Here is a 24,076-nt window from a genome sequence, read left to right as displayed (position 1 = left end):
CCGCCCCCCCGCCGCGATCTGGCGGTCGGTCGGCGCGCCGGCGGCGGGCGCCGACCCGGCGCCGCCGCTGTCCTTGCCGAAGACCACGTCGGAGCAGGTGTAGAACGCCTCGGGGCTGTCCGAGCGCTGCCAGATGCTGTAGATGAGGTGGCGGCCCGAGCGGGCGGGCACCTTGCCGTCGAAGACGTACTCCCCGTTGGTCAGCTTCGGGTCGGTCACCTTCACGAACGGCGTGGACTCCAGGTCCGACCACTTCAGCGGCTTGGTCGGGTCGTAGCCGTCCTTGGTGAGGTACAGCTCGAAGGAGCCCTTGTGCGGGGCGGTGGCCTTGTAGTGGAAGGTATGGTCGCCCGCCTGCATCTTCGTGGACGGCCAGTCGGCGCGCGGCAGGTCCAGGCCCTTGTACTCGGGGTTGCCGGCGCTGCACAGCCGGCCGTCCGGGATCTTCTCCTTGGACCTGCCGCCGGCGTTGCCGTCCCGGACCGCGTTCCAGTCGTAGAGCGCCTGGGTGCCGCCGGCCTGCACGGCCGCCTTGCACGCCGCCGACCTGGGGTGCTCCGGGCCCTCCGCGAAGCAGGCGGCGACCCGGCTGACCGGGTCCGACATCGTCCCGTGCGCGGCGGCCGGGGCCGCGGCGAGCACGGTGAGCGCCAGGGGGGCGACGCCGACCAGGGCGATCACGGTGGCCTTGCGACGAACGGTCATCGTGGGGGGCTCCTTCATGAGGTCCATCAGGTGCGTCGGGTTCGGGGCGGGGGAGCGAAGGCGGAGGTGGGGGGTCGGGACGCGGGCGCCGCGGTGCCGCCCCCGGTGAACGGCGCCGGCGGGCACCCGAACCCGCCTTGCGAGCAGCACGCTAGCCGCGCCGAGCAGCGGATTCGGGGCCCGGAGGCCGATCCCGGCGATCCTTATGGTCGCGTTAAGACGGGACTAAGCGGGGGCACAGGCAGCCGGGCGGAAATCGGGCATCGGGGGCCCGGGGAACGGGTGTTGGGGGTGTGGCGGGCACCGCCCGGGGCACCGGTCGTCGGGGTCGGGGAGCGGGGTCACCGGTCGTCGGGGTCGGCGAAGGCGTCGATGAGGGCACTCGCCGGCAGGGCCTCGGACACTGTCTCCAGGGGGAGTTCGGCCCAGATGAACTTGCCGTCCGCTGTATAACGGGCGCCCCACCGCTCGGCGTACTGGGCGATGAGGAACAGCCCCCGGCCGCCCTCGTCGGTGGTCCTGGCGTGGCGCAGGTGCGGCGCGGTGCTGCTGCCGTCCGAGACCTCGCAGATCAGCGTTCCGTCCCGGATCATCCGCAGCCTGATCGGCCCGGAGGCGTGCCGGATGGCGTTGGTGACCAGTTCGCTGACGATCAGCTCGGTGGAGAACTCCAGCTTCTCCAGCCCCCATCGGGCCAGCTGCCCGACGGCCGACCGGCGGGCCTCGCCGACCGCTGACGGGTCGGCGGCGATGTCCCAGACGGCCAGCTGCTCCTTCGGCAGCGCCCGGGTGCGGGCCAGCAGCAGGGCCACGTCGTCGACCGGCCGGGGGCCGGGCAGGCTGCTGATGACGGTCTCGCAGATGTCCTCCAACGGGGCCTGCGGATTGGCCAGCGCGGTCCGCAGCCGGGTGATCCCGCCGTCGAGGTCGAGGGCCTTGCCCAGCAGCAGGCCGTTGGTGTAGAGCGCCAGCAAGCTCCCTTCGGGCAGCGGGAGTTCGGCGGACTCGAAGGGCATCTGGCCCAGCCCCAGCGGTGGACCGGTCGGCAGCTCCACGAGCGGGCGGGCGCCCGCCGGGCTGACCAGCAGCGGCGGCGGATGCCCGGCCCGGGCCAGCGTGCAGCAGCAGCTCACCGGGTCGTAGACCGCGTACAGGCAGGTCGCGCCGATCACCCCGTCGTCGCTGTTGGCGTCGTGGGCGACCCGGTTGACCATGTCGTCCAGGTGGGCCAGCACCTCGTCCGGCGCCAAGTCCAGATCGGCCAGCGCCTGCACCGCGGCCCGCAGCCGCCCCATCGTGGCCGCGGCGTGCACCCCGTGCCCGACCACGTCGCCGACCACCAGCGCGACCCGGGCCCCGGACAGCGGGATCACATCGAACCAGTCGCCGCCCACCCCCGTGGACGAGTCGGCGGGCAGATAGCGGTACGCCGCGTCCACCGCGCTCTGTTCGGGCAGAGCGCGCGGCAGCAGACTGCGCTGGAGGGTGAGCGCCGCGGTGTGCTCGCGGGTGAACCGGCGGGCGTTGTCCAGGGAGATCGCCGCGCGGGTCACGAACTCCTCGGCCAGTACCAGGTCATCGGGCTGGAACGGTCCGATGGGCTGCCGGCGGGCGAACGTGGCCGCGCCCAGGAAAGTGCCCCGGGCCCGCAGCGGCACCACCATCAGCGAGTGGACGCCCAGCTCCCTGAGGCGCGCGGCCCGGACCGGGTCGTCGGCCGGCCAGTCGCTGCCGTCCAGGTCCAGGGCCGGCAGCAGCAGGGAGTCGCCCCCGGTCAGGCTCAGCACGACGGGCGCCGACGGGGGATAGGCGGCCGGCTCCCCGACGGCCACCACCGCCTCGGGGCAGCCCTCCTGCACGGACCGCTGCCCCGCCCGGCGCATGGCGAACAGGGCCGCGGCGTCGACCGGCCCGGACGAGGGCTCCTCGCCGGACACCATCGCTTCGAGCAGGTCGACGGTCACGAAGTCGGCGAGGTCCGGAACCGCCGCGTCCGCCAGCTCCTGCGCCGTCTGCCAGACGTTCAGCGAACTGCCGATCCGCTCCCCGGCGCGGCTGAGCAGCGCCATCCGCTGCCGGGCGCGATAGCTCTCCGTGACGTCCAGGACCATGTAGCAGACGCCCAGTACGTGGCCGGCCTCGTCCTCCAGGCGGAAGAAGGACGTCGAGTAGGCGTGCTCGCGCTGCGGCTCGGACCGCGGGCGGCCCAGGTACTCGACGCCCACCGACGGGACGCCGGTCCGCAGCACCCGGCGCATCTCCGCCTCGATGGACTCGCCGGGCAGCCCCGGCTGCACCTCGCCGATCCGCTTCCCGACCCGCTCCGCGCTCGGCGAACCGCCCATCCGCTCCAGCGCGTCGTTCAGCCAGACGTACTGGAGATCGGAGTTCAGCATGGCCACCCCGACCGGCGACATCCCGAGGATGCCGTCCAGCAGCGAACGGCTCGCCCCCGACCACGGGGTCCGGGCCATCTCGGCGGCCAGGACCAGCCGGAGGGACCGCTCGTGGGCGTCCAGTACCGGCAGCACGCGCAGTTCCAGGTCCAGCCGGTGCCCGTCGCTGCGGCGTACCGCGGCCAGTCCGCTCCAGCCGTCCGCCGCCAGCCGGTCCCGCCAGGCGGCGTCCTGCGGCGGTTGCCGCGGGTCCGTCCCGGCGAAGACCTCCGCGAGCGGCCGGCCGACGGCCCGGGACGCCGGGTACCCCAGGAGCCGTTCGGCGCCCGCGGTCCAGCCCCGCACCACCCCCGTGCGATCGGCCAGCACCACGGCGGTCCGGGTGAGGTCGAGGACTCCGTCCTGGGCGAGCCGGCTGCTCGGGAATGCGCTCATCTACGACCGGTCCCATGCCGGTGCGACGCCCGGCGTCCGCGGCCCTTCGCTGCGGGCCGCCACCGGCTACCACCAGCGCCTTCAACGGTACTCCCCCGCCCCGCCCGGCCGCTCCCCGCCGCCGTGCGCCCGGCGGACCCCGGCCGCTGTCAGTGGCGTCGGGCACCATGGACGCATGACTGCCAACACCCCCGTCGACCAGGCGGAATCGTCCCTGCCCGATGCGGACGCGGCCTACTGGGAAGCCGCCGCCGCGACCTTTGACGAGGAGCCCGACCACGGGCTGCGCGACCCCGCCGTCCGCGCCGCCTGGGCCGCCCGGCTGCGCTCCTGGCTGCCCGCCGCGCCCGCCGAGATCCTCGACGTGGGCTGCGGCACGGGCAGCCTGGCGCTGCTCGCCGCCGAGCAGGGCCACCGGGTCACCGGCGTCGACCGTTCGCCGGCCATGGTCGCGCTGGCCCGCGACAAGCTCGCGGGCCGGGACGCGGTGTTCATAGTGGGCGATGCCGCCGAACCGCCCGTGGGGGAGCGCCGGTTCGCGGCCGTCCTGGTGCGCCATGTCCTGTGGGCGCTGCCCGATCCGGCGTCCGTGCTGCGCCGCTGGGCCGGGCTGCTGGCCCCCGGCGGCCGGCTGGTCCTGGTGGAGGGCCGCTGGGGCGAGTCCGCCCCGGTCGGCCTGCGCGCCGGCGAACTCGCCGCGCTCGCCGCCCCGTTGGCGTCGCGTACGGAGCTGGTCGAGCTGTCGGCCGAGCCGGCGCTGTGGGGGAGGGAGGTCCCCGACGAGCGCTACGCCCTGATCGTCCGTCCGCACCCCGCGGCCGGCCACGGCACGCCGTAAGCCCTGTCGTCAAGCTCCCGCCTGCCGGGCGACGTCCTGCACGCGCCCCACCCTCGAACCGGCTTCGCACGGCTCGGGCGAGGCCCCTTCGCCGCACCGGGCAACGACCCCAGTACTCCAGTACGGGGGCCGTCAGTACTCCAATACAGGGGCCGTCGCCCGGCACACCGGGAGCACGCACCGGACACCGCCCGGCCCGCCCTTCGGGCGGACGACGGGAGTCTGACGACAGGACCTAGGGCCCGCCCCCTCGGACCGGCGCCGGTCTCCTCACCCCCGCACCAGGTCCCGTACGCACCGCCGTTCGGCGGCGCACGTCCGGTAGCCGAAGGCGCGGTTGATGGCCAGCATCGGGGCGTTGCCGTCGTCGTTGCCGGTGAACGCCTCGGTGCACCCGGCGTCCCGGGCGCGGTGCAGCGAGTCGGTCTTGGCGAGCCGGGCCAGGCCCCGGCCGCGGAAGGCGCGCCGGGTGCCGGTCATCGCCGAGACATAGCGGCCGAGGCCGTCGGTGGCGACGAGGGTGAAGGCGGCGATCTCGCCGTCGACGGTCACCACCGAGGTGAGGTCCAGGTCGGTGTCCGGGTACTCCCAGGTGGTGCGCAGCCAGGTCTCGTAGTCCATGGCGTCGAGGGCGACATCACCCGGCTCGTCCGCCGCGGCCTCCGCCTCCGCGGCGAACAGCGGGTACGGATCGGCCCCGAAGTCCGCGCCGGTGCACAGCCGGACGCCGGGCGGCAACGGGGCGGGGAGCGGGGGCAGCGCGGTGCCCGCGAGATCGAGCCGGAGAAAGCTGCCCGAGCGGGTGAGGCGGTAGCCGCGGCGCGCAGCGAAGGCCAGCGCGCCGGGTTCGTCGTCGGCCCAGGCGAAGAGGTGGTTGGCGCCGACCGCGGTCAGATGCTCCTCGGCGGCGGTCAGCAGGGCTCCGCCGGCCCCCTGCCGCCGGTGGTCGGGGTGGACGACGGGGGTGGCCGCCGCCTGCCCCGGCACGCTGCTCTCGTGCAGCAGCTGCGCGCTGATCTGGCCGATCACCCGGCCGGCCAGCTCGGCGACGAACACCCGAAGTTGTTTCGCCGGGGGAGCGCCGGCGACCTGCCGGGCGACGCCCTGCGGGGTCGAGATCAGATGCGGCAGCGCCGCCCGCCGCAGGTCGGCGACGGCCTTGGCGTCGGCGGGGCGGAAGTCGCGCACGGTAGGCGTCATGGTCGCGCACGGTACGCCGCGGCGCCCCGCCGTGCCTCCCCTTTTCCGCCGCTGCGCGCTGCGATGTGCCACCGGATCTCCGGTCCGTGAAGGGGGCGGGTTCCCGGTGCGTGAGGGGCGGGCCGGTGCCGATCCGGTGAGCGGTGCGTATCTGGCTGATTCCGGACGGTCGCACAGCTACATAGGTGGCCACTGCAACTACCTCGGCGTACGGTGATCACGCGGGCCGCCGACGGGAGTGCGGCGGCCGGCCGTAACCGAGGGAGGAGCCGCGACCATGTGCGGAATCACCGGATGGATCTCCTACGACAACGACCTGACGACACAGCGCCCCACGCTTGAGGCGATGACGCAGACCATGGCCTGCCGCGGCCCGGACGCCGCCGGCATCTGGCTCGGCACCCACGCCGCGCTCGGCCACCGCCGGCTCGCCGTCATCGACATCGACGGCGGCAAACAGCCGATGCGGGTCGACCACGACGGCCGCACCCTGATCGTCACGACGTACAGCGGCGAGGTCTACAACTACCGCGAACTGCGCACCGAGTTGGAGGGCCTCGGCCACGCCTTCCGGACCAGCAGCGACACCGAGGTCGTGCTGCACGCCTACCTCCAGTGGGGCGAGGCGTTCGCCGAACGCCTCAACGGCATGTACGCCTTCGCGCTCTGGGACCCGCGGACCGAGGAACTCCTGCTGGTACGCGACCGGATGGGGATCAAGCCGCTCTACTACCACCCGACCCGCGACGGCGTCCTCTTCGGCTCCGAACCCAAGGCGGTCCACGCCCACCCCGACATACGCCCGGCCGTCGACACCGAGGGCCTCGCCGAGCTGATCACCTTCACCAAGACGCCCGGCCACGCCGTCTACCAGGGCCTGCACGAGGTCCGCCCCGGCCACCTCGTCCGCGTCGACCGCAACGGCGTGCACATCAGCCGCTATTGGGCCCTGGAGGCCCGCGAGCACACCGACGACCTCGACACCACCGTCGCCCGCGTCCGCGACCTGCTCGATGACATCGTCGCCCGTCAGCTGATCGCCGACGTCCCGCTGTGCACCCTGCTCTCCGGCGGCCTGGACTCCTCCGCCATCACCGCGCTCTCCGCCAAGGCGCTGGCCGCCCAGGGCAGCGGCCCGGTCCGCTCGTTCGCCGTCGACTTCACCGGCTACACCGAGAACTTCACGCCCGACGACCTGCGCGGCACCCCCGACGGCCCGTACGCGCACGCGCTGGCCGAGCACGTCCGCTCCGACCACCACGACATCGTGCTGGACACCGTGGCCCTGATGGACCCGGCGCACCGCGCCGCGGTGCTGGCCGCCCGCGATCTGCCCAACGGCTTCGGCGACGGCGACACCTCCCTCTACCTGCTGTTCAGGGCGGTCCGCGAGCAGTCCACGGTCGCCCTCTCCGGCGAGTCCGCGGACGAGGTGTTCGGCGGCTACCGCTGGTTCCACGACCCGGAGTCGGTCGACGCCGACACCTTCCCCTGGGTCGCCGCGGGCGTCTCCGGCCGGTTCTCCGGCGGCGACGCGGTCCGCGAGGCGCTGCTCGACCGCGCCCTGCTCAAGCGCCTCGACCTGCCCGGGTACGAGCACCGCCGCTACCGCGAGGCGCTCGCCGAAGTCCCGTACCTGGACAGCGACACCGGCCACCAGCGCCGGATGCGCGAGGTCAGCTATCTGCACCTGACCCGCTTCGTGCAGATCCTGCTGGACCGCAAGGACCGCGCCAGTATGGCCGTCGGCCTGGAGGTCCGGGTCCCGTTCTGCGACCACCGCCTGGTCGACTACGTCTTCAACACCCCCTGGGCGATGAAGACGTTCGACGGCCGGGAGAAGTCGCTGCTGCGCGCCGCCACCCGCGATGTGCTGCCCGACGTGGTCGCCGACCGCGTCAAGAGCCCCTACCCCAGCACCCAGGACCCCGGCTACAACGAGGCGCTCCGCGGCGAGCTGCGGGAACTGGCCGCCGACCGGGATGCCCCGGTCCGCCCGCTGCTGGACTCCGGGGTCCTCGCCGAGGCCACCGCCGACGGCGCGACCCACGACATCCGCCCCGGCGCCGAACTGGCCCTCGGCATGAACGCCTGGCTGCGGACCACCGGCACGACGCTGGATCTGTAGGCAGGCCGAGGCAACCCGCCTCACGGCACGGTGGCCGCTTCTGGCGCACAATGGATGCGACAAAAAACCGCGCACCCCGCGAGCCCGGGCCCGCCCACCCCGCGCACCCGCCGCCCGCGCCACCACCAGCACCAGGAGTGCCACCGTGTCCCCGCAGACCCTGACGATCACCATCGACCCGGCGGCGGCCGAGGCCCCGTTCGAGCAGGTACGCACCCAGATCGCCGACCAGGCCAGGGAGGGCGGTCTGCCGGTCGGCCACAAACTCCCCACCGTCCGCGGCCTGGCCGAGGAACTCGGGCTGGCCGCCAACACCGTCGCCAAGGCGTACCGCGCCCTGGAGACCGACGGCGTCATCGAGACCCGCGGGCGCAACGGCAGCTTCGTCGCGGCGGCCGGGGACGCCGCCGACCGGGAGGCCGCCGCGGCGGCCGAAGCCTACGCCCGCCGCGCCCACCGCCTGGGCCTGGAGCTGCGCGCCGCCCGCACCGCCGTCGAGAACGCGCTGCGCGCCGCGTACGGAGCCGATGCCTGACGCGTCGTCCGCCGGGCGCCGCGCCCGCCCCTCCTGACGGAAGGACCAGTCCATGCCCAGCCGGCACGCCCTCGTCCGCCGCCCCGGCCCCCGCCTCGCCGAGGGCCTGGTCACCCATGTCGACCGGCGGCCGGTGGACCCGGTGCGGGCGCTCGGCCAGTGGGAGGAGTACGTCCGGGTGCTGCGCGAGCACGGCTGGCGGATCACCGAGGTGGAGCCCGCCGACGACTGCCCGGACGCGGTCTTCGTCGAGGACACCATGGTCGTCTTCCGCAATGTCGCCCTACTCGCCCGCCCCGGCGCCGACTCCCGCAGGCCGGAGGTCGCCGCGACCCGCGCGGCGGCCGGGGCGCTCGGCTGCTCGCTCAACGAGATCCGCGCGCCCGGCACGCTCGACGGCGGCGACGTCCTCAAGGTCGGCGACACGGTGTACGTGGGCCGCGGCGGCCGAACCAACGCCGAGGGGGTGCGCCAACTCCGGGCCGTCTTCGAGCCGTTGGGCGCCCGGGTGGTCGCCGTGCCGGTCAGCCGGGTGCTCCATCTGAAGTCCGCGGTCACCGCCCTGCCCGACGGCACCGTCATCGGCTACCCGCCGCTGGTCGACGACCCCGCGGTGTTCCCGGGCTTCCGCCCCGTCCCGGAGGAAGCCGGCGCACATGTCGTCCTCCTCGGCGGCGACCGGCTGCTGATGGCCGCCGAGGCGCCCCGCACCGCACGGCTGCTCACCGACCTCGGCTACCGGCCGGTGCCGGTGGACATCGGCGAGTTCGAGAAACTGGAGGGGTGCGTGACCTGCCTGTCCGTGCGCCTGCGCGACCTGCACGTCTGAGGTCCGGTGGGCCCGCCCCGGAAGAGGGTGCACAGGACGGCCGGCGGGGCACGAACCGGCCGGCGTCGGACCAGGGGACGCGCGGGGACCTTCCTCCAGAGGGAGCCGGGAGGCCCGATCCCGGCGAACACCCGGAGCGCGGCGGAGCCGGGCGGGGGCGGGTAGGGCCGAAGGCCCGGGACTGCCGCCCGCGCCGCACTACGGACACCCGCGCCGCACTACAGATACAGCCCCGCGTCCGCGCCCGGGTCCTGGGCCGGGACCGAGGCGGGCCGCGTGCCGCGGCGCAGCGCGAAGAGCTCGGCCAGGGTGGCGCCGTCGCGGCCGATGCCCTCCTCCGTGCCCAGCCAGCCGGCGGCCTCCCGCCGGGTCAGCGGACCGACCTCGATACGGGCCAGGCAGCGGCCGGGGCGGACCACCGCGGGGTGCATCCGCTCCAGGTCCTCGTTGGTGGTGACGCCGACCAGGACGTTGCGGCCCTGGCCCAGCAGGCCGTCGGTGAGGTTGAGCAGCCGGGAGAGCGCCTGGCCCGCGGTGTGCCTGGCCTCGCCGCGGATCAGCTCGTCGCAGTCCTCCAGGAGGAGCAGCCGCCAGCGGCCCCGGCCGGTGACGTCGTCCTCGCCGATGGCGATGTCCATCAGGTAGCCGACGTCGTTGAAGAGCCGCTCCGGGTCGAGTACGCAGTCCACCTGGCACCAGTCGCGCCAGGAGCGGGCGAGCGTCCGCAGTGCGGAGGTCTTGCCGGTGCCCGGCGGGCCGTGCAGCAAGAGCAGCCGGCCGGCGATCTCCCCGGGCGCCACCTTCATCAGCCGGTCCATCGCATCGGCCACCGGCGCGGTGTAGTTGGGGCGGATCTCCTCCCACGTGCCGGCGGTGATCTGCCGGGAGGTGCGGTGCGGGCCGCGGCGCGGGGAGAAGTACCAAAAGCCCATCGGGACGTTCTCCGGCTGCGGTTCCGGTTCGTCCTCGGCACCGTCCGCGGCCTGCGCCAGCACCTTCTCGGCGAGCGCGTCGGTGACGGCGGTGACCGTGACGTCGGCGCCGCGGTTCCAGCGGGAGACCAGCAGCGTGAAGCCGTCGCCCTCGGCGAGGGTGGCGCTGCGGTCGTCGTCGCGCGCCGCGCGCAGGATCCGTACGCCGGGCGGCAGCAGCGTCAGCCCGGCCTTGACCCGGTCCACCGACCGGCTGCGGGCGTACGGCTGCTCGCCGTTGGCGAACCGCCCCAGGAACAGCGCGTCGACGACATCGGAGGGCGAGTCGCTGTCGTCCATGGTGAGCCGGAGCGGGAGCGATGCCTCGGCGGGGGAGGGCTGGACGTGATCGGCACACATGCCGCCATGATCCGCCACCCCGGCCCGCCGCGTACACGGAATATCCGGCGTTGCCCGGCACGGGCGCACCACCGCGCCCGGTCGAATGCCCGTCCGAACAGCGCGGATCCGGCGCCGGATACGCCCTCGGTGCGCCCTGGCCGCACCGGACCCGGCCGCCCTACTGTGGTCCGTCGTGCGACGTCGTGCTGGGGAACGTCAGGGCGGCCCGGGGCATCCGGCGCACCGCGGCCGGCTCCGCCGTCCCGCCCCCGGGCAGGGTGCGGGCCTGCACGGTCGGCGGGGTACCGCCCTCGGGGTCGTGGTGGTGGCCGGGTTGGCGGCGCTGGCGCTGCTGCTGGTGATGTGCGGGAGGGGCGGTGAGCGCGGGATGTCGCAACGGGCGGCGGGGCCGGTCGTCGGATGGGGCTTCACCCATACGCAGTTCAGCGCGGACCGGGGGAGCGGGGCCGCCACGGACCGGGTCACCCGGCTGCTGTCCGGCACCCCCATGCCGCAGAACCAGCACATCATGGGGTGGGGCGCGGACAGCCCCGAACCGAGCCCCGGACACTACGACTTCGCCGATCTGGACCGCCGTATCGCGCTGATCAGGCGGGCCGGCGGGACGCCCGTGCTGACGCTCTGCGGCGCCCCCGACTGGATGAAGGGCGGCCGGTCCGGGAGCACCGACTGGAGCAGGCTGGAGCAGGCCCCCGATCCGGCGCACTACGCCGACTTCGCCGCGCTGGCGGGAAAGATCGCCCGCCGCTACCCCGAGGTCCGGCACTTCCTGGTCTGGAACGAGTTCAAGGGCTTCTTCGACGACCACAAGGGCCGCTGGAACTACGAGGGGTACACCCGGCTGTACAACCTCGTCTACCGGGAGCTCAAGCGGGTGGACAAGGGCATCCAGGTGGGCGGGCCGTACCTGGTGATGGACAGCTATCTGCCGGGGGACCGGACGTACGCGTCCGACCTCCAGGGCCCCTGGGGGAGTATCGACCGGCGGACGATCGACGCGCTGCGCTACTGGAACCGGCACAAGGCGGGGGCGGACTTCGTCGTCGTCGACGGTTCCAGCTACACCAAGGACGGGCACTACGCGCAGGACGACCCGTTCCTGGCGACCCGGAAGTTCGCCGATGTGGGGCGCTGGGTGCGCAAGGAGACCGGGCTGCCGCTGTGGTGGGCGGAGTGGTACGTGGAGGCGGGCGAGGAAGAGGGCGCCCGGCACGACTCCGGGTGGAGCGAGCGGGAACGGATCGCGGTGCGGGCCGCCGCGCTGATGGAGATGGCGGCCGGGGGCGCGACCAGCGGGCTGTACTGGAACCCGGAGAACGAGAACACCGACGCCCCCTGCCCCGGCTGCCTGTGGAGCAGCACCGAAAAGGCCGGTGGCGGGCGGGAGTTGCCGATGCTGGACCTGCTGATGCGGTTCTCCCGGGCCTTCCCGCCGCACGGGCCGGTGTACCCGGCCGGCCGCACGCCGCAGGGCGGGGACGCGGACGCGGCGGTCCGGGTGCTCGGCGGCGCGCACACGGTCATGCTCGTCAACACCGCGGACCGGCCGGCCACGGTGACCGTGGAGGGGCGGACGGTGACGCTCGACGCCTACGCGGTGCGCTGGCTCGACCGCCGCTCCTGACCCCCGCGCGGCACCCCGGCGCAGCACCCCCGGTACCCCTGCCCGGTGCCCCTCCGCGACGGCTACGACATCGTCGCGAAGCGCTGCACCAGCGACGCCAGGAACACCGCCAGCAACGGCATGGCGAACCAGAACAGGCCCTGGAGCCAGTGGAGTCGGCGCTCGCCGGGCGGGGCGGCGACCCGTATCACCTCGCGCGCGGACAGCAGCAGGATCACCGCGAGCGCCGCCAGCGCGCCGAGCACCGACCACGGCGTCCAGGTCACCAGCGGTCCGGCCGGGCCGGGCCGCGGGGCGGGGACCGCGCCCGGCGGCCGGCGGGCCAACTCGTAGACGGCGGCATGGTCGTTGGACACCACCCGGCGGAGTTCAGGGCGGGCGTCGAGGGCGGTGCGCAGGCGCTGCTCCCAGTGCTCCCCGTAGCCCGAGTCCAGGCGCAGCGACTCCGCCTGGGCGTGGTTGACGACGAGATACGACTGCGGGCCGGCCTTCCGCAGGGCGTCGAGCACCGGGGCGACCCGGGCCGGGTGGGGGGGAGCCGGTACCGGCTGGTACTGGACCCGCTCCATGTCCCGGGCGCCCCAGGGGAGTTCGGGGGTCACGCTGTTGACGGGGTCGGGGCTCGGCCACAGCAGGCGGGCGGTCGGCCGGTCGTGGGCGTAGACGTAGTCCATCGCCGCGACCTCGCCGGGCCGGACCCGCTCGAACGGCTCGTTGCCCCAGCGGGCGACGAGGAAGCCGAACGCCAGCAGCAGCCCGGTCAGCAGGGCGGCGAGCGGGCCGAGGGCGGCGCGGAGGCCGCCGCGGGGCGCCCCGGCGGCGCGCGGGAAGAGCGCCAGCGCCGCCAGTGTGCAGGCGCCGGGCAGCGCGAAGAGGAAGACCCGCAGCGCCATTTCGCCGCCGTAGGACTGCATGCCGAACGCCAGGAACGGGACGAGGGCCAGCACGAGGAGCGAGCGTTCCGCATAGCCGGCCGCCCGCCGGCGCAGCACCCCCCAGCAGGCCAGCGCCAGCACGCCGCCGGCCAGCGCCACCCGGGTGTAGAGCACCAGTTGGTGGGTGGGGTCGCCGCCGATCCGGTCGGTGACGGAGGAGGCGACGTTGCCGCCGATGCCCCCGAGGCCGCCGAACAGCTCGTCGAAGTGCCCCGACCAGTACGGCTCGGCCAGGAACCCCACCCAGGCCACGACCAGCACCCCGCACAGCAGCGGCAGCCCGCGCAGCTCCGACCGGCCGGCGAGCACCAGCACGGTCAGCACCCCGAGCATGACGAAGGGGGTGAGCTGGTGGCCGGCGACCGCGGCGGCGAAGAGGGCGACGAGCACCGCGAGCAGCGTCACCCGCAGGCCGCGGCCGGCCGGCGCGGTCGCCGCCTCGCCGGGGATGCGGTGCCCCCGGGCCGGCGACGCGGGCGCGCGGAACCACACCAGCAGGATCGCCGCGAACACCAGGTAGAGGAGATAGGTGAAGCCCTGCGGCGAGAAGTAGTCCTGGCCGACCCAGCCGCACAGCGCGAACAGCCAGGCCGCGCACCACTTCGCCCGCCAGCTCGCCCGTACGGCCCGCAGGAGCAGGAACAGCGGTGCCAGATAGAGGAGTTCGATGAGCGTGGGCCACCAGCGCAGCACCTCGGTGTAGTCCGTGACGCCGCACGCCCCGGCCAGGAAGCGCGCCCCGGCGAAGAACCCCGGCCAGCTCCAGCGGGCGTCCAGGTCCGGTACGGCGGTGCCGGTCCGCCCCAGGTAGTCGAGGAACCCCAGATGCTGCCAGGCGGTGGGGAAGCGGGGCACGCTCTCCAGTACGGCCGGGAGGGCGTGCAGTGAGCACACCGTCAGCAGCAGGATGCCGGTCAGCAGCACGGGGCGCGGCCGGGGCAGCCACAGGGCGCAGCCGTACGCCGTGATCAGCAGGGCGACACCGGCCAGCGAGGCGGCCGGCAGTACGGAGACCAGCCCGAGGCCGCCCATCCGGTCCAGATCGGCGTCGCCCATGCCGGCCAGCGGCAGCCAGTACAGCGCGAGGGCGGCGCCCGCGAGCACGGCAACGCCCAGCGGCAGCAGGCGTCCCCGGCCGCCGCGCGGCGCACGGGTGCCGGGCTCCCGGGGCGTCGGCTCCGGCTCGGCCCGGCGCGTGGACCAGCAAGGCTCGTCCCCCCGGTCCCCGTACACCGCCAGGTCCGCCAGGTCCCCGTCCGGCGCGACCGCCTGGACCGGCGCCCGGACCACCGCCGCCTTCGGGCGTCCGGCCGGTCCGCCGGCCGCCTCTCCGCGCAGCACCCGCCGCAGCCGTACGCCGGCCACCGCGACGATCACCGTCAGGCTGGTGACCTCGGCGAGCCCCGCACCGCTCAGGCCCATCCGCGGCAGCAGCACCACGGTCAGTCCGAGGACCAGTGCGCACAACAGGCCCTGGAGGGCGGCCAGTCCGGAGGTCCGGTTCTGCGCGCGCAGCACCGCGAAGTGGACCTCCATGACGACCCGCAGCGCGGCCCCCACCGCGAACCAGCGGAGCAGCGGGGCCGCCGCCCCGGCGTACCCCGGGCCGAAGACCCCCAGGATGTAGGGCGCGCCCACGAACAGGCCGGCGCAGACCGGGAGCATGATCCGGGTCATCCGGCGCAGCACGGCCCGGGTGTTGTGGGCCAGCCGGGCCGGGTCGTGGGCGCCCTCGACGGTCAGCGAGGCGCCCATGTTGAGGGCGAGCAGATTGACCGTGCCCGCGATGGTGGTGGTGATGTAGAAGTACGCGTTGTCCGCCGCGCCGACCTGCGCGGCCACCAGGACCGGAACGAGGTAGACGACGGCCAGCGAGAACAGCGAGCCGGTGCAGTCGCCGGCCAGGAAGCGGGCCATCTGGCGCAGCGTCGGCGGCCGGGCGCCCGGCCCGGTGTCCCGTATGTGCCCGGGTATCAGCCGCCGGAAGACCAGCAGGCCCAGCGGGAGCACCGACACCGCGATCGCCGCCGCCCAGGAGACGAAGACCCCGGCGGCCGGCAGCGCCGCCGCGAAGACCACCAGCAGCCCCAGCTTCACCGCCGAGAACGCGACGTTGCCGACCGGCACCCACAGCGCGCTGCGCAGCCCGGTCAGTACCGCGTCCTGAAGGGTGAGCAGCGACCAGGCGACCACCGCCGCGGTGAAGCCGAGGCCGCCCCAGGGCCCGTGCAGAAAGCGGTAGGACGGGCCCCAGTCGTCGAGGGCGAGCAGGAAGACGGCCGCGGCGAGGGCCACCACGGCGGCGCTGCCGGCGTAACTGCGCAGCACCAGGCGGGCGGTGGTGCGCCCGGCGACCGGGATGAAGCGGGCGAGCGTACCGGTCAGCGTCACCGCGGTCAGCCCGGCCAGCAGCTTCATCGCGGCGACCGCCGCCGAGCCCTGGCCGACCGCGTCCGCCGTGTAGTAGCGGGCGGCGACCAGCCAGAACCCGAGGCCGAGCAGCCCGGAGACACCCGTGTTGAGCATCAGCGCATAGGCGTTGCGGAAGAGCGGGCCGTGCCCGCCCCGCCCCGCGGCGCGCCCGTCGCCCGCCCGCTCCGGACCGGTGCGCTCGTCGGCCCAGGTCGTGGTGTCAGTCACGCCGGACCGCCTGCCGTGTCCGGCGCACCACCGCGTACCCCTTGGTGAGCACCCGGTCCCGGGCGAACGCCCGCCCGATCCCGTGCCCTTCGACGAGCCGGGCGAACTCCTCGATGCCGGTGTGCCGCCGGACGGTCAGCCGCGCCAGCGCGTACGGTCCCTGCCGCCGCTCGGCGAGCGCGTTGCGCACCGCCAGCGCCTGCCGGAAGCCGAGCGCCCGCACCACCTGCCGCACCCGCCCGCTGGAGTGGCCGTAGGGATACGCGAACGACTCCGGCGCCGTGCCGGTCTCCTCGGCGAGGATCTCCCGGCAGCGCGCCACCTCCTGCCACAGCCGCTCCTCGCCGACCCCGTCCAGCGACGGATGGCGGTGGCTGTGCCCGCCGATCTCCACGCCGGCCGCGGCCAGTTCGCGTATCTCGTCCCAGCCGAGCATCGCGTCCGGCGGGCCCCCGGTGGCGTGCCGGCCGCGCAGCCAGCCCGTCGTGGCGAACAGGGTGGCCGGGAAGCCGTGCCGGACGAGGGCGGGCAGCGCATGGCGGTGGACGCCCGCATAGCCGTCGTCGAAGGTGATCAGCACCGGCCGGGGCGGCAGCGGGCCGCCGTCCCGCCAGGCCGCCGCGAGCGCGGCGGTGGTCAGCGGGGTGAAGCCGCGGTCGGCCAGCACCGCCATCTGCTCCGCGAACGCCTCGGGGGTGACCGACAACTCCCTTATGGCGGGCGTCGGGGCGGGGGTCACCGCGTGGTACATGAGGATCGGCACCGGGGGCGCGGCCTCGGCCGCCCCGGTGGCGCCGGCGTCTGCACCGGAGGGTCTCATGCCGCGGCCTCCTCGTGCGCCGGGGCGGATGGGGCGGCCGGCGAGGTCGGCGAGGTCGGCTGCCCTCCGACTTCCGTACGGGGGAGGGCCGTTGACCGGTACCGCAGCCGGCCCACCGCATAGCCGCCCGCCGCGGCCGTGGCGCCCGCCACGATCGCGCCGGCCCGGCCGAGCCCGCCGGGCCGCCTCAGCAGGGCGTCCGCCAGGCCGCGCAGCACCCCCGCGGGCAGCACCCGGGCCGTGTGGCGGCGCTCCGCCGCCAGCCCGTCCCGGGCACCGACGCTCCGCGCCACCAGCGCCTTGGACAGCCCCTCGGCGTAGGCCCGGCCGCGGAAGTAGCCGAACCGCTCCCGTTCGGCGGACACCCGGTGATGGATGACCGCCCGGTCGTCGATCAGCAGCACCGCGTCCGGCAGCGCCTGGCTGATCCGGATGCACAGCTCGGTCTCCTCGCCGCCCAGCGGACGCCGTCCGGCGTCCCGGCCGATGCCGGTGGTGAACCCGCCCACCAGGTCGAACACCCGGGTACGGAACGAGGCGTTGCCGCCGAGCACGTTGCGTACCCGCACCTTCCCCGGCGGCAGTCCGCGGTAGGTGCACCCCACCACCCAGTCGAACTCGGCGGGGAACCACCGCGGCCGGCGCCCCGACGCCCACGCCGGTTCGGTGCGCCCGCCGACCGCCATCACCGCCGGATCCGCGTACGCCGCCGCGAAGTGGCGCAGCCAGTCCCGCTCGGCCACCGCGTCGTCGTCCAGGAACGCGACGACGTCGCCGGTGGCCGCGGCGATACCGGTGTTGCGCCCCGCGGAGAGCCCGCGAGGCCCCGAATTGGCCATGATCCGCAGGTGAGTCGGGGATGCGGGCCGGGCGCCCGCTCCGCCGAAGTGCTCCCGCAGCCGCGCCAGCAGCGTCTCGTGGTGGTCGACCACCACCAGCACCTCGGCCGCGGGGTACGACTGCTCCCGCACCGACGCCACCGCCGCCAGCACGTCCGCCCACCGCTCCTCGGTGTGCGCGCAGATCACCACCGACACTCTCGGGCACGGGCCCCCCGGCGCGGTCACCGCACGTCCCCGGCGATCAGCGCGGGCCGGGCGGCCGGCTTCCGTCTGGTGCCCCGTTCCTTCAGGATCACCCGCAGCACCCGCAGCCCGTCGCGCACCGCCCGCAGATTGCTGGCGCCGTGGATGCGGATGTATTCGTGGCTGGGAATCTCCTGGACCCGCAGCCCCGCCTGTACCACCCTGATATTCATCAGCGTCTCGACCTCGAACCCGGCGCAGTCCAGGGCTATCCGGTCCAGGCAGTGCCGCCAGAAGGCGTTGTAGCCGTAGCAGAGATCGGTGTAGCGGGCGCCGAACTTGAGGTTGACCACGGCGGTCAGCACCCGGTTGCCGAGCCGGCGCACCGGCGTCATGTCGTCGGTGCCGCCCCCGTTTGCGAAGCGCGACCCCTTGGCGAAGTCCGCCCCGGAGACCAGCGCCGAGACATAACTGACGATCTCCCGGCCGTCGGCCGACCCGTCCGCGTCGACCATCACGATGATCTCGCCGGTGCAGGCCGCGAAGCCGCTGATCAGGGCGTCCCCCTTGCCCCTGCCGCGCTGGGTGACGACGGTGACGCCGGGCCACAGCTCGCGGGCGACGCGGACGGTGTCGTCGGTGGAGTTCCCGTCGACCAGGACCACTTCGTGAATCCAGTCCGGCAGGGTCCGAAAGACGTACGGAAGGTTCGCCGCCTCGTTCATCGCCGGGATGACGACGCTCACCGGCGGGGTGATGGCGAGGTGGCTGGAGACGGGACGGTAGGCGGAGTGGTCGGGCACCACGCTCAGCGGCGACGGTTCGTCCGCGTCGGCAGGGCGAAGGAAGGAGCTCATGGGCGGTTTCCCTCTCGTCCGGTGGAACGTCCGGTGGGGCATGCGGTGGACCGCCCGGCTGCGGGCGGTCCGGCTCGCGATCCGGGGCGAAAGGGGGGCGCTCACCCCGTTCGGCACGGCAGTCGTTGCAGGCGGCGTCGACTGCCGTGCGAACAGGCTGAGTTGACATGCGGATACTCGGCCGCGCGGTCGTGTGCCGGACACCGGCAGGCAGCGAACAGCCTGCGACGACCGGGCGCATGGGACCCCCCCACCGCGCCCCCGCTCCGGACGGCCCACCGCACGGCCAGCGCCCTCCCCAGGGGCAGCCGTACCGTGATCATCCGATGCGGGTGGATGTGCGACGGTATTGACGAACGGGACTCTAAAGCAAGACCTCCTACGGCAAATCCCCTTTCGCCGCATTGGTCGATACGGACTGACGTACGCCGGCGCTCGGCCGCGCTCCCCCCGTCGGCGCGACCGCCCCTCACCGCCCCGTCCGGAGCCGCCCCACCCTCCTGAGCAGGCGGTCCGCGGGCCCGGACAGCTCCGGCCTGGCCAGAACGGCGTGCCGCAGCGCGCGCACCGGCGCACGCCGGGCCCGGTGACCCAGCGCAATGGGATGACGCCTCGTCACCATCCCTTCGTGGACGGTCAGTTCACGTGTCTTCAAGGAGTCCTTGTAGTGCTTGTCGCCGCGCCCCAGGTCCAGGTACTCCAGCGCGTCCGCAGCCGCCGCCTCCGCCATCCGCAGATGCATCACCAGCCCGGGTGAGAACTTCGCGAACCGCGGGTCGTAGGCGGGGAACCAGCAGGCGAGGACCGACGGCGACCGCAGCCCGAAGTGCGCCGCCACCGGCCGGTCCCCGGCGTACAGCACCGACAGCAGGCCGGTGAACGACTCCGTACGGGTGTGGAACAGCTGCTCCACGAGCCGCACGATCCACGGGTGCGCGAACCGGTCGCTGCGCCCGGTCCTGCGGTACTGCGCCGATTTCCAGCGCATCAGCGTGTGCAGCATCGCGGGGTCGCGCTCGTCGTGGACGAACCGCACCGGACCGGCGTCCCGGCCGAGCTTGCGCTCCTTGGCGAACGTGGTGCGGACGAACTTCGGGGAACGGGCGCGCAGTTGCCGCACATATGCGTCGAACCCCCGGTCCACGTCGACGACCGGCGACCCGAATCCGGGTAACGTCCGGGTGCCGAACGGCTCCTGCCCCGCCACCAGGTGATCGAATTCCAGTACCGACAGTCCGCACGCCCGGATCAACTCCCGGGCGTCCCACCGGAATCCGGGGCGGTGGATCAGCCCCTGCGCGTCGGAGACCCCCAGGCCGACCGCCCGCCCCACGCCCAGCGGCGACCGCTGGAACGGCAGGTAGGCCACCGGCCGGGCGTCCTCCCGGACCACCGCGATCCGCACCCCGGGCCGGCTGCTGCCCACGGCCAGGGTGAACTCCGGTGCGAGAAAGGGGTTCGCGAGCTGCGGGGCGCCCAGCGCGCGGGCCTCGGACTGGAGGGCCCGCCAGGTGTCCCGGTCGGCCCCGGTCAGTTCGCCGGGGCGCAGTACGGCAAGGTCCACGTCACTCCACCCGGTCCCGGTGGCCGCCCCGGCCGCGCCGCCGTACCGCGCTCAGCAGCAGCCCGGCGCCGCTCAGCGCCGCCACCGCGAGCACCCCGCCGCGTACCGACCACAGGTGCAGCGCCAGCATCGTCTGGGCCACCAGCAGATCGACGGCGAGCGCCCCGGCGCCGGCGACCACCGCGCGGCCGAGCGGATCCATCCGGCCGAGCGCCGCGGTGATCGCGGCGGCCGGCGCCATCAGCAGGAAGAAGAGCGTGAACGGTGCGCGCAGCGGTGAGCCGATGTCGCCGATCGACAGGACGGCGCCCACCGCGGCGGTCCCGAAGGCGGCCCCCGCGACGAGCGACGCGGCGCCGCCGCGCGGGCGGTCGTCGGGCGGCGGTCCGCCCGGTGGGCCGTCGGACGGGCCGCCGGTCGGCCGGTCTGCCGACTGCCGGTCGGACCGCCCGGTGGGGTCCTCGCCGGGGAACGTGTGGTGCATGGTGTGGGTGTGCATTGGCAGCTTTACCCCCCATAAGCGCCGGATGCCGGGCCTCAATGTGGCGCAGCGCTCGAAGAACCGTCAAGACGCACGGGCCGCCCACAGACGGCGCAATGGCCCGGCCGCGCTCGGACCGGTCCGGAGACTGTCGGCACGCGGCTGCCCGGCCGGCCGCGCCGTGACCCGGTGGAAGGAGCCGCGTCCGTGGAGCCGCCGAGCGGAGTCGCCCTGACGGTGGTCATGGTGGGCCTGACCGTGGTCACCGGTGTGCTCGACGCCGTCGGCTTCCTGGCCCTCGGCCATGTCTTCACGGCCACCCAGACCGGCAACCTGCTCTTCCTCGGCTTCGGTATCGCCGGACAGGGCGGGCTGCCGGTGGCGGCGACGCTGGTCTCGCTCGGCGCGTTCCTGGTGGGCGCCGCGCTCGGGGCCCGGGTGGAGTCGGGGCTGGCGGCCCGGCGGCGGCCGTGGTTCCCGGTGGCCCTGCTGGCCGAGGCGGCGCTGCTGGTCGCGGCGGCGGTGGCGGGCTGGGAGTCCGGGCCGGGCCGCGACCTGGCGACCGGTCAGCGCTACGCCACGATCGGCCTGATGGCGGTGGCGATGGGGATGCGCAACGTCACCGCGATGCGGGTGGCCGCCCCCGACCTCGCCACCACGGTGGAGACACGGGCGATGACGGCCCTGGTGAGCGGCTCCCCGCTGGGCCGCGACCGGCGGCTGGGCTACGGCAGCCGCGCGGTGCCCCGCCGGGTGAGCTCGGTGGGCGCGATGCTCGCGGGCGGTCTGCTGGGCGCCTGGCTGCTCGGCCTGGGCACCCGTCCGCCGCTGGTGGTGCTGCTGGTGGCGCTGACCGTGGCCGCCACCGCGCTGATCGTGCCCGGTCTCGGGCACCGCCGGAGCGCCGACGGCTGACGGGATGCCGGCCGGCCCGGGGCGGGGAGGGCATCACTGCATCGCGACGGAGTCCTCTTCATCTGTGGTGCGCCGGGGTGCGCGCGCCGGGTGGTGCAACGGGTACGTAATCGGCCGTTCCGGAAACGTCCGTGATCGTCCGTCCGTGATCGTCCATCAAAGGAATCGATGAGCCGCGCTCAGGCATCAAGTATTCCAACGGGGTGTCATATACGCGTCATGCGTGGTAATGCCGCCACGGCGAAGATGCTGACATAACGACAGATTCGTCATGAATTCTGTACGACTTTTGGCATGGACACTTCCGGCTACCCATGAGTCTTGGTACGACGGATCGAGCAGAGATCCTGCTATGGGAGGTTCCATGAGACTGTCCCGATATGCGGCATTGACATCCGCCTTCCTCGTCACCCCGGCGCTCGCGCTCACCGGCGCGAGCGCCGCGGCATCCGCTCAACTCCCGCACGTCCGGGGCTATGTGGCCCTCGGCGACTCCTACTCCTCCGGCCTCGGAGCCGGCGCCACCAGCGGCTCGTGCAAGCGCAGCACCCATGCGTACCCCGCTCTCTGGGCCGCCCGGCACCGGCCCTCGTCCTTCTCGTTCGACGCCTGTTCAGGGGCCCGAACGGGTGATGTCGTCAGCGGGCAGCTCGGCCACCTCAGCACCGCCACGGGCCTGGTGAGTATCACCGTCGGCGGCAACGACGCCGGAGTCGGCGACACCATGACGACCTGTACGCTCCAGGGTGAGAGCGCCTGCCTGGCCCGGGTCGGCGAGGCGCGCACCTACATCAGGAACACGCTCCCCGGCAAGCTCGACTCGGTCTACTCCGCCATCGCCAGGAAGGCCCCGTCCGCCCGGGTCGTCGTGCTGGGTTATCCGCACTTCTACAAACTCAACGGCGACTGCGACGCCGGGCTGTCGGAGAAGTCCCGCGCCGCCATCGACGCCGCCGCCGACGACATCAACGCCGTCCTCGCCAGGCGCGCCGCCGGCCACCGCTTCGCGTTCGCCGATGTCAACAGGACCTTCGCCGGCCACGAGCTCTGCTCCGGCAGCCCGTGGTTGCACAGCGTGACCTACCCTGTCGACGAGTCCTACCACCCCACGTCGGCCGGCCAGGCCCGCGGATATCTCCCGGTGTTCGGCTCCGCTGCGTAATTCCGCGCACACGGGGCGCGGAGGAGGGTCGGCGCCTCCTCCGCGCTCCGGTGCATCACGGGCCGTCACACCGTCCCGACGGTCGCTCAACTCGCCCTGGTACACGCGCTGTACGTGACATTCCGTATGGTGTTCGTCAACGTCACAGCAAGGCAGGTGAATCCGTTGACCGGTCTGCACGCGTGTCCTCCAAGAGAGATAGGGTTACTCTGCCCGTTGGCCGGGTGCCCTCGTACGGGTGGGGAGAGTCATGGAACAGATAACAGTGCGCAGCAGGGCGCGAGTCCCTGCCATCACATGCGGAAGCGGCGCGTCCAGCGCGCGTCTCGACCGGCACCTCGCGGTGCTCGGCGGACCCGCCATCCCGCAGCGTGAGGCAGAGGGTGCGACATCGCTGATGCAGGAGCTCACCGCGCGTGATCACTCGCGCACGAGGAGGAGCCGCGGCGCCCGGGTGTCGCTGTTCGCGCCGCTGCGTCGGCTGCGCCGCTCGCTCTTCGGAGGCCACGACTGAGCCGTCCCTGAAGCGGTACCACCGGCACAGGCGACCCATCGTCCCGCCCCGGCGCAGCGCTGCCGCCCGGTGTCCCCTTCTCGCCACCCGTCACGCCATGACGGGTGGCTCTTTGCGTACCCGCACACGTGGATCCGGCCGCCTTCCGTCCCGGCCGTCTTCCGGTCCCGTGAGCGCGCCGTAGCCGCCCGCCCCGTACCTCACAAGAGCGCGAACTGGCCGTTCGGCCCCTCCTCGTGGTGGTCGAGCACGGAGGCCGGCCGGCGCGCGGCGTGCGGTACCGGCAGTACCCCCGCCGCCCGCAGCTGCGCCCCGCCGAGCTGCGGGCCCGCGGCCACCTCCCGCGCCAACCGCTCGGCATCCGGCCGGAGTTCGGCCAGCAGCGCCAGGACGGTGAGCAACTCCAACAGCTCCGACGTCCACTCCTGCGGCCAGCCGGCGGGGCGCAGCGCCGCCAGCGCGCCGGCCTCCGCGGCTTCGGTGTCCGGGGCGGCGGCGCCCCGCTGGGCGAACCACGCCTCCAGTACGCGGACGCCCCCCGCGGCGAACTCCCAGGCGCCGTGCGGCACCGGCGCGATCCGGCCGCCGCCGACCAGCAGCGCCTCCTCCTCCGCGTCGTACGCCAGGGTGTCCGGCAGGCCGCGGGCGGGCAGCGCGGCGCGTACGTACGGCCGCCGGCCGCCCGGCATCCGGGGCCGCTCGCCGGCCGGGCAGCCGGGCGCCTGGCGGCTCGCGTACCGGCCCCGGGTGTGCAGCCACAGCAGCCGCTCGCCGAGCGCGACCCCGCGGTCCCAGAGGGCGGGGTCGGCGGTGAGCGGCACCGCGGCGCCGTCGGGGGAGTGGCGGGCGGTCGCGGCGATCCAGGCGAACAGGTCGGTCGGTGCCACGGGGCGGTCCAGGCGGCGGGCCAGCAGCTCCGGAAGGCCGGGGGTGAGATTGGGCTCGGTGCCGCCGGGGCGCCGGTAGAGGGGGCGGATCCGGCCGGGCCGGCCTGCTGGCGAGTGCCCGTCCGGCAGCAGGTCGGAGCAGACCACGGCGGGTCCCGGCGACTGCGGTACGTGCCCCAACTCCACGGCGAACAGCTGTCGTTCGCCGGCCACCCGCCACAACTCCGGGCGGGCCGCGTCGATCAGCCGGTG

19 protein-coding genes are annotated in these 24,076 nt (G+C 74.3%); 8 read left to right on the top strand and 11 right to left on the bottom strand.

Annotation, left to right across the window (positions count from 1 at the left end):
* Together RZ84_RS07905 and RZ84_RS07900 are read right to left on the bottom strand one after the other, a co-directional pair.
* On the bottom strand, positions 1–705 hold a 705-nt coding region (locus RZ84_RS07905), incomplete at its 3' end, for a lytic polysaccharide monooxygenase auxiliary activity family 9 protein (protein WP_043263691.1).
* Between the two features lie 341 nt (positions 706–1,046).
* Positions 1,047–3,536 (bottom strand): SpoIIE family protein phosphatase, encoded by a 2,490-nt coding sequence (locus RZ84_RS07900; protein WP_043263690.1) that lies wholly within the window; start codon positions 3,534–3,536, stop codon positions 1,047–1,049.
* Between the two features lie 175 nt (positions 3,537–3,711).
* Here RZ84_RS07900 and RZ84_RS07895 point away from each other — a divergent pair, with 175 nt between their 5' ends.
* On the top strand, positions 3,712–4,374 hold the full coding sequence (locus RZ84_RS07895; protein WP_052229827.1) for a class I SAM-dependent methyltransferase: 663 nt from the start codon (positions 3,712–3,714) through the stop codon (positions 4,372–4,374).
* A 270-nt stretch (positions 4,375–4,644) separates the two neighbouring features.
* On the opposite strand, the gene RZ84_RS07890 is transcribed toward RZ84_RS07895, so the two are convergent.
* Positions 4,645–5,574, bottom strand: coding sequence for a GNAT family N-acetyltransferase (locus RZ84_RS07890; RefSeq protein ID WP_043263689.1), 930 nt, complete (start codon positions 5,572–5,574; stop codon positions 4,645–4,647).
* A 277-nt stretch (positions 5,575–5,851) separates the two neighbouring features.
* Here RZ84_RS07890 and asnB point away from each other — a divergent pair, with 277 nt between their 5' ends.
* The 3 genes from asnB to ddaH all read left to right on the top strand — a co-directional run bounded on the left by asnB (position 5,852) and on the right by ddaH (position 9,066).
* Positions 5,852–7,702, top strand: coding sequence for an asparagine synthase (glutamine-hydrolyzing) (gene asnB / locus RZ84_RS07885; protein ID WP_043263688.1), 1,851 nt, complete (start codon positions 5,852–5,854; stop codon positions 7,700–7,702).
* Positions 7,703–7,847: 145 nt separating this feature from the next.
* The gene (locus RZ84_RS07880) at positions 7,848–8,237 is read left to right on the top strand and encodes a GntR family transcriptional regulator (RefSeq protein WP_043263687.1); all 390 of its coding nucleotides are present in this window, start codon (positions 7,848–7,850) and stop codon (positions 8,235–8,237) included.
* Positions 8,238–8,289: 52 nt separating this feature from the next.
* Positions 8,290–9,066, top strand: a complete 777-nt coding sequence (gene ddaH, locus RZ84_RS07875) for a dimethylargininase (protein ID WP_043263686.1) — start codon at positions 8,290–8,292, stop codon at positions 9,064–9,066.
* Between the two features lie 218 nt (positions 9,067–9,284).
* Here the strand turns inward: ddaH and RZ84_RS07870 are convergent, their stop codons facing one another.
* Entirely contained in the window at positions 9,285–10,397 is a 1,113-nt protein-coding gene (locus RZ84_RS07870) for a DUF5925 domain-containing protein (RefSeq protein ID WP_043263685.1), read from the bottom strand.
* A 175-nt stretch (positions 10,398–10,572) separates the two neighbouring features.
* Here RZ84_RS07870 and RZ84_RS07865 point away from each other — a divergent pair, with 175 nt between their 5' ends.
* The gene (locus tag RZ84_RS07865) at positions 10,573–12,024 is read left to right on the top strand and encodes a xylan 1,4-beta-xylosidase (protein WP_241777618.1); all 1,452 of its coding nucleotides are present in this window, start codon (positions 10,573–10,575) and stop codon (positions 12,022–12,024) included.
* Positions 12,025–12,086: 62 nt separating this feature from the next.
* Here RZ84_RS07865 and RZ84_RS07860 read toward each other — a convergent pair whose 3' ends face one another.
* From RZ84_RS07860 to RZ84_RS07835, 6 genes are all read right to left on the bottom strand, one after another.
* Complete coding sequence (locus RZ84_RS07860; protein WP_241778023.1) at positions 12,087–15,485, bottom strand: lipopolysaccharide biosynthesis protein; 3,399 nt, start codon at positions 15,483–15,485, stop codon at positions 12,087–12,089.
* Positions 15,486–15,591: 106 nt separating this feature from the next.
* Entirely contained in the window at positions 15,592–16,419 is an 828-nt protein-coding gene (locus RZ84_RS07855) for a polysaccharide deacetylase family protein (RefSeq protein ID WP_052229826.1), read from the bottom strand.
* Complete coding sequence (locus tag RZ84_RS07850) at positions 16,416–17,486, bottom strand: glycosyltransferase family 2 protein (RefSeq protein ID WP_078893627.1); 1,071 nt, start codon at positions 17,484–17,486, stop codon at positions 16,416–16,418. The genes RZ84_RS07855 and RZ84_RS07850 overlap by 4 nt, the downstream gene beginning before the upstream one ends.
* Positions 17,483–18,301, bottom strand: a complete 819-nt coding sequence (locus RZ84_RS07845; RefSeq protein ID WP_043263683.1) for a glycosyltransferase family 2 protein — start codon at positions 18,299–18,301, stop codon at positions 17,483–17,485. Before RZ84_RS07845 ends, RZ84_RS07850 begins: the two co-directional genes overlap by 4 nt.
* 469 nt (positions 18,302–18,770) lie before the next feature.
* Entirely contained in the window at positions 18,771–19,865 is a 1,095-nt protein-coding gene (locus RZ84_RS07840) for a GNAT family N-acetyltransferase (RefSeq protein ID WP_043263682.1), read from the bottom strand.
* A 1-nt stretch (position 19,866) separates the two neighbouring features.
* Entirely contained in the window at positions 19,867–20,349 is a 483-nt protein-coding gene (locus RZ84_RS07835) for a hypothetical protein (protein ID WP_052230442.1), read from the bottom strand.
* Between the two features lie 204 nt (positions 20,350–20,553).
* On the opposite strand from RZ84_RS07835, the gene RZ84_RS07830 reads away from it, so the two are divergent.
* From RZ84_RS07830 to RZ84_RS07820, 3 genes are all read left to right on the top strand, one after another.
* Positions 20,554–21,261, top strand: a complete 708-nt coding sequence (locus RZ84_RS07830) for a YoaK family protein (protein WP_043263681.1) — start codon at positions 20,554–20,556, stop codon at positions 21,259–21,261.
* A gap of 364 nt (positions 21,262–21,625) precedes the next feature.
* Positions 21,626–22,423, top strand: a complete 798-nt coding sequence (locus RZ84_RS07825; RefSeq protein ID WP_043263680.1) for an SGNH/GDSL hydrolase family protein — start codon at positions 21,626–21,628, stop codon at positions 22,421–22,423.
* Between the two features lie 250 nt (positions 22,424–22,673).
* Positions 22,674–22,937, top strand: coding sequence for a hypothetical protein (locus tag RZ84_RS07820; RefSeq protein ID WP_043263679.1), 264 nt, complete (start codon positions 22,674–22,676; stop codon positions 22,935–22,937).
* Positions 22,938–23,137: 200 nt separating this feature from the next.
* Here RZ84_RS07820 and RZ84_RS07815 read toward each other — a convergent pair.
* Positions 23,138–24,076, bottom strand: a 939-nt coding sequence (locus RZ84_RS07815) for a type ISP restriction/modification enzyme (RefSeq protein ID WP_241777617.1), incomplete at its 5' end; no start/stop codon positions are given.

Origin of the sequence: Streptomyces sp. CT34, assembly GCF_000805335.1 — a bacterium.
Lineage (GTDB): Bacteria > Actinomycetota > Actinomycetes > Streptomycetales > Streptomycetaceae > Streptomyces.
This window is presented reverse-complemented; position numbering and strand designations above follow the sequence as displayed.

Coding starts and splice junctions, on each gene's coding strand:
- RZ84_RS07820 (WP_043263679.1), top strand. CDS start 22,674: ATGGAACAGATAACAGTGCGCAGCAGGGCGCGAGTCCCTGCCATCACA.
- RZ84_RS07890 (WP_043263689.1), bottom strand. CDS start 5,574: ATGACGCCTACCGTGCGCGACTTCCGCCCCGCCGACGCCAAGGCCGTC.
- RZ84_RS07900 (WP_043263690.1), bottom strand. CDS start 3,536: ATGAGCGCATTCCCGAGCAGCCGGCTCGCCCAGGACGGAGTCCTCGAC.
- RZ84_RS07835 (WP_052230442.1), bottom strand. CDS start 20,349: ATGCACCACACGTTCCCCGGCGAGGACCCCACCGGGCGGTCCGACCGG.
- RZ84_RS07855 (WP_052229826.1), bottom strand. CDS start 16,419: ATGAGACCCTCCGGTGCAGACGCCGGCGCCACCGGGGCGGCCGAGGCC.
- asnB (WP_043263688.1), top strand. CDS start 5,852: ATGTGCGGAATCACCGGATGGATCTCCTACGACAACGACCTGACGACA.
- RZ84_RS07845 (WP_043263683.1), bottom strand. CDS start 18,301: ATGAGCTCCTTCCTTCGCCCTGCCGACGCGGACGAACCGTCGCCGCTG.
- RZ84_RS07860 (WP_241778023.1), bottom strand. CDS start 15,485: ATGCTCAACACGGGTGTCTCCGGGCTGCTCGGCCTCGGGTTCTGGCTG.
- ddaH (WP_043263686.1), top strand. CDS start 8,290: ATGCCCAGCCGGCACGCCCTCGTCCGCCGCCCCGGCCCCCGCCTCGCC.
- RZ84_RS07825 (WP_043263680.1), top strand. CDS start 21,626: ATGAGACTGTCCCGATATGCGGCATTGACATCCGCCTTCCTCGTCACC.
- RZ84_RS07870 (WP_043263685.1), bottom strand. CDS start 10,397: ATGTGTGCCGATCACGTCCAGCCCTCCCCCGCCGAGGCATCGCTCCCG.
- RZ84_RS07895 (WP_052229827.1), top strand. CDS start 3,712: ATGACTGCCAACACCCCCGTCGACCAGGCGGAATCGTCCCTGCCCGAT.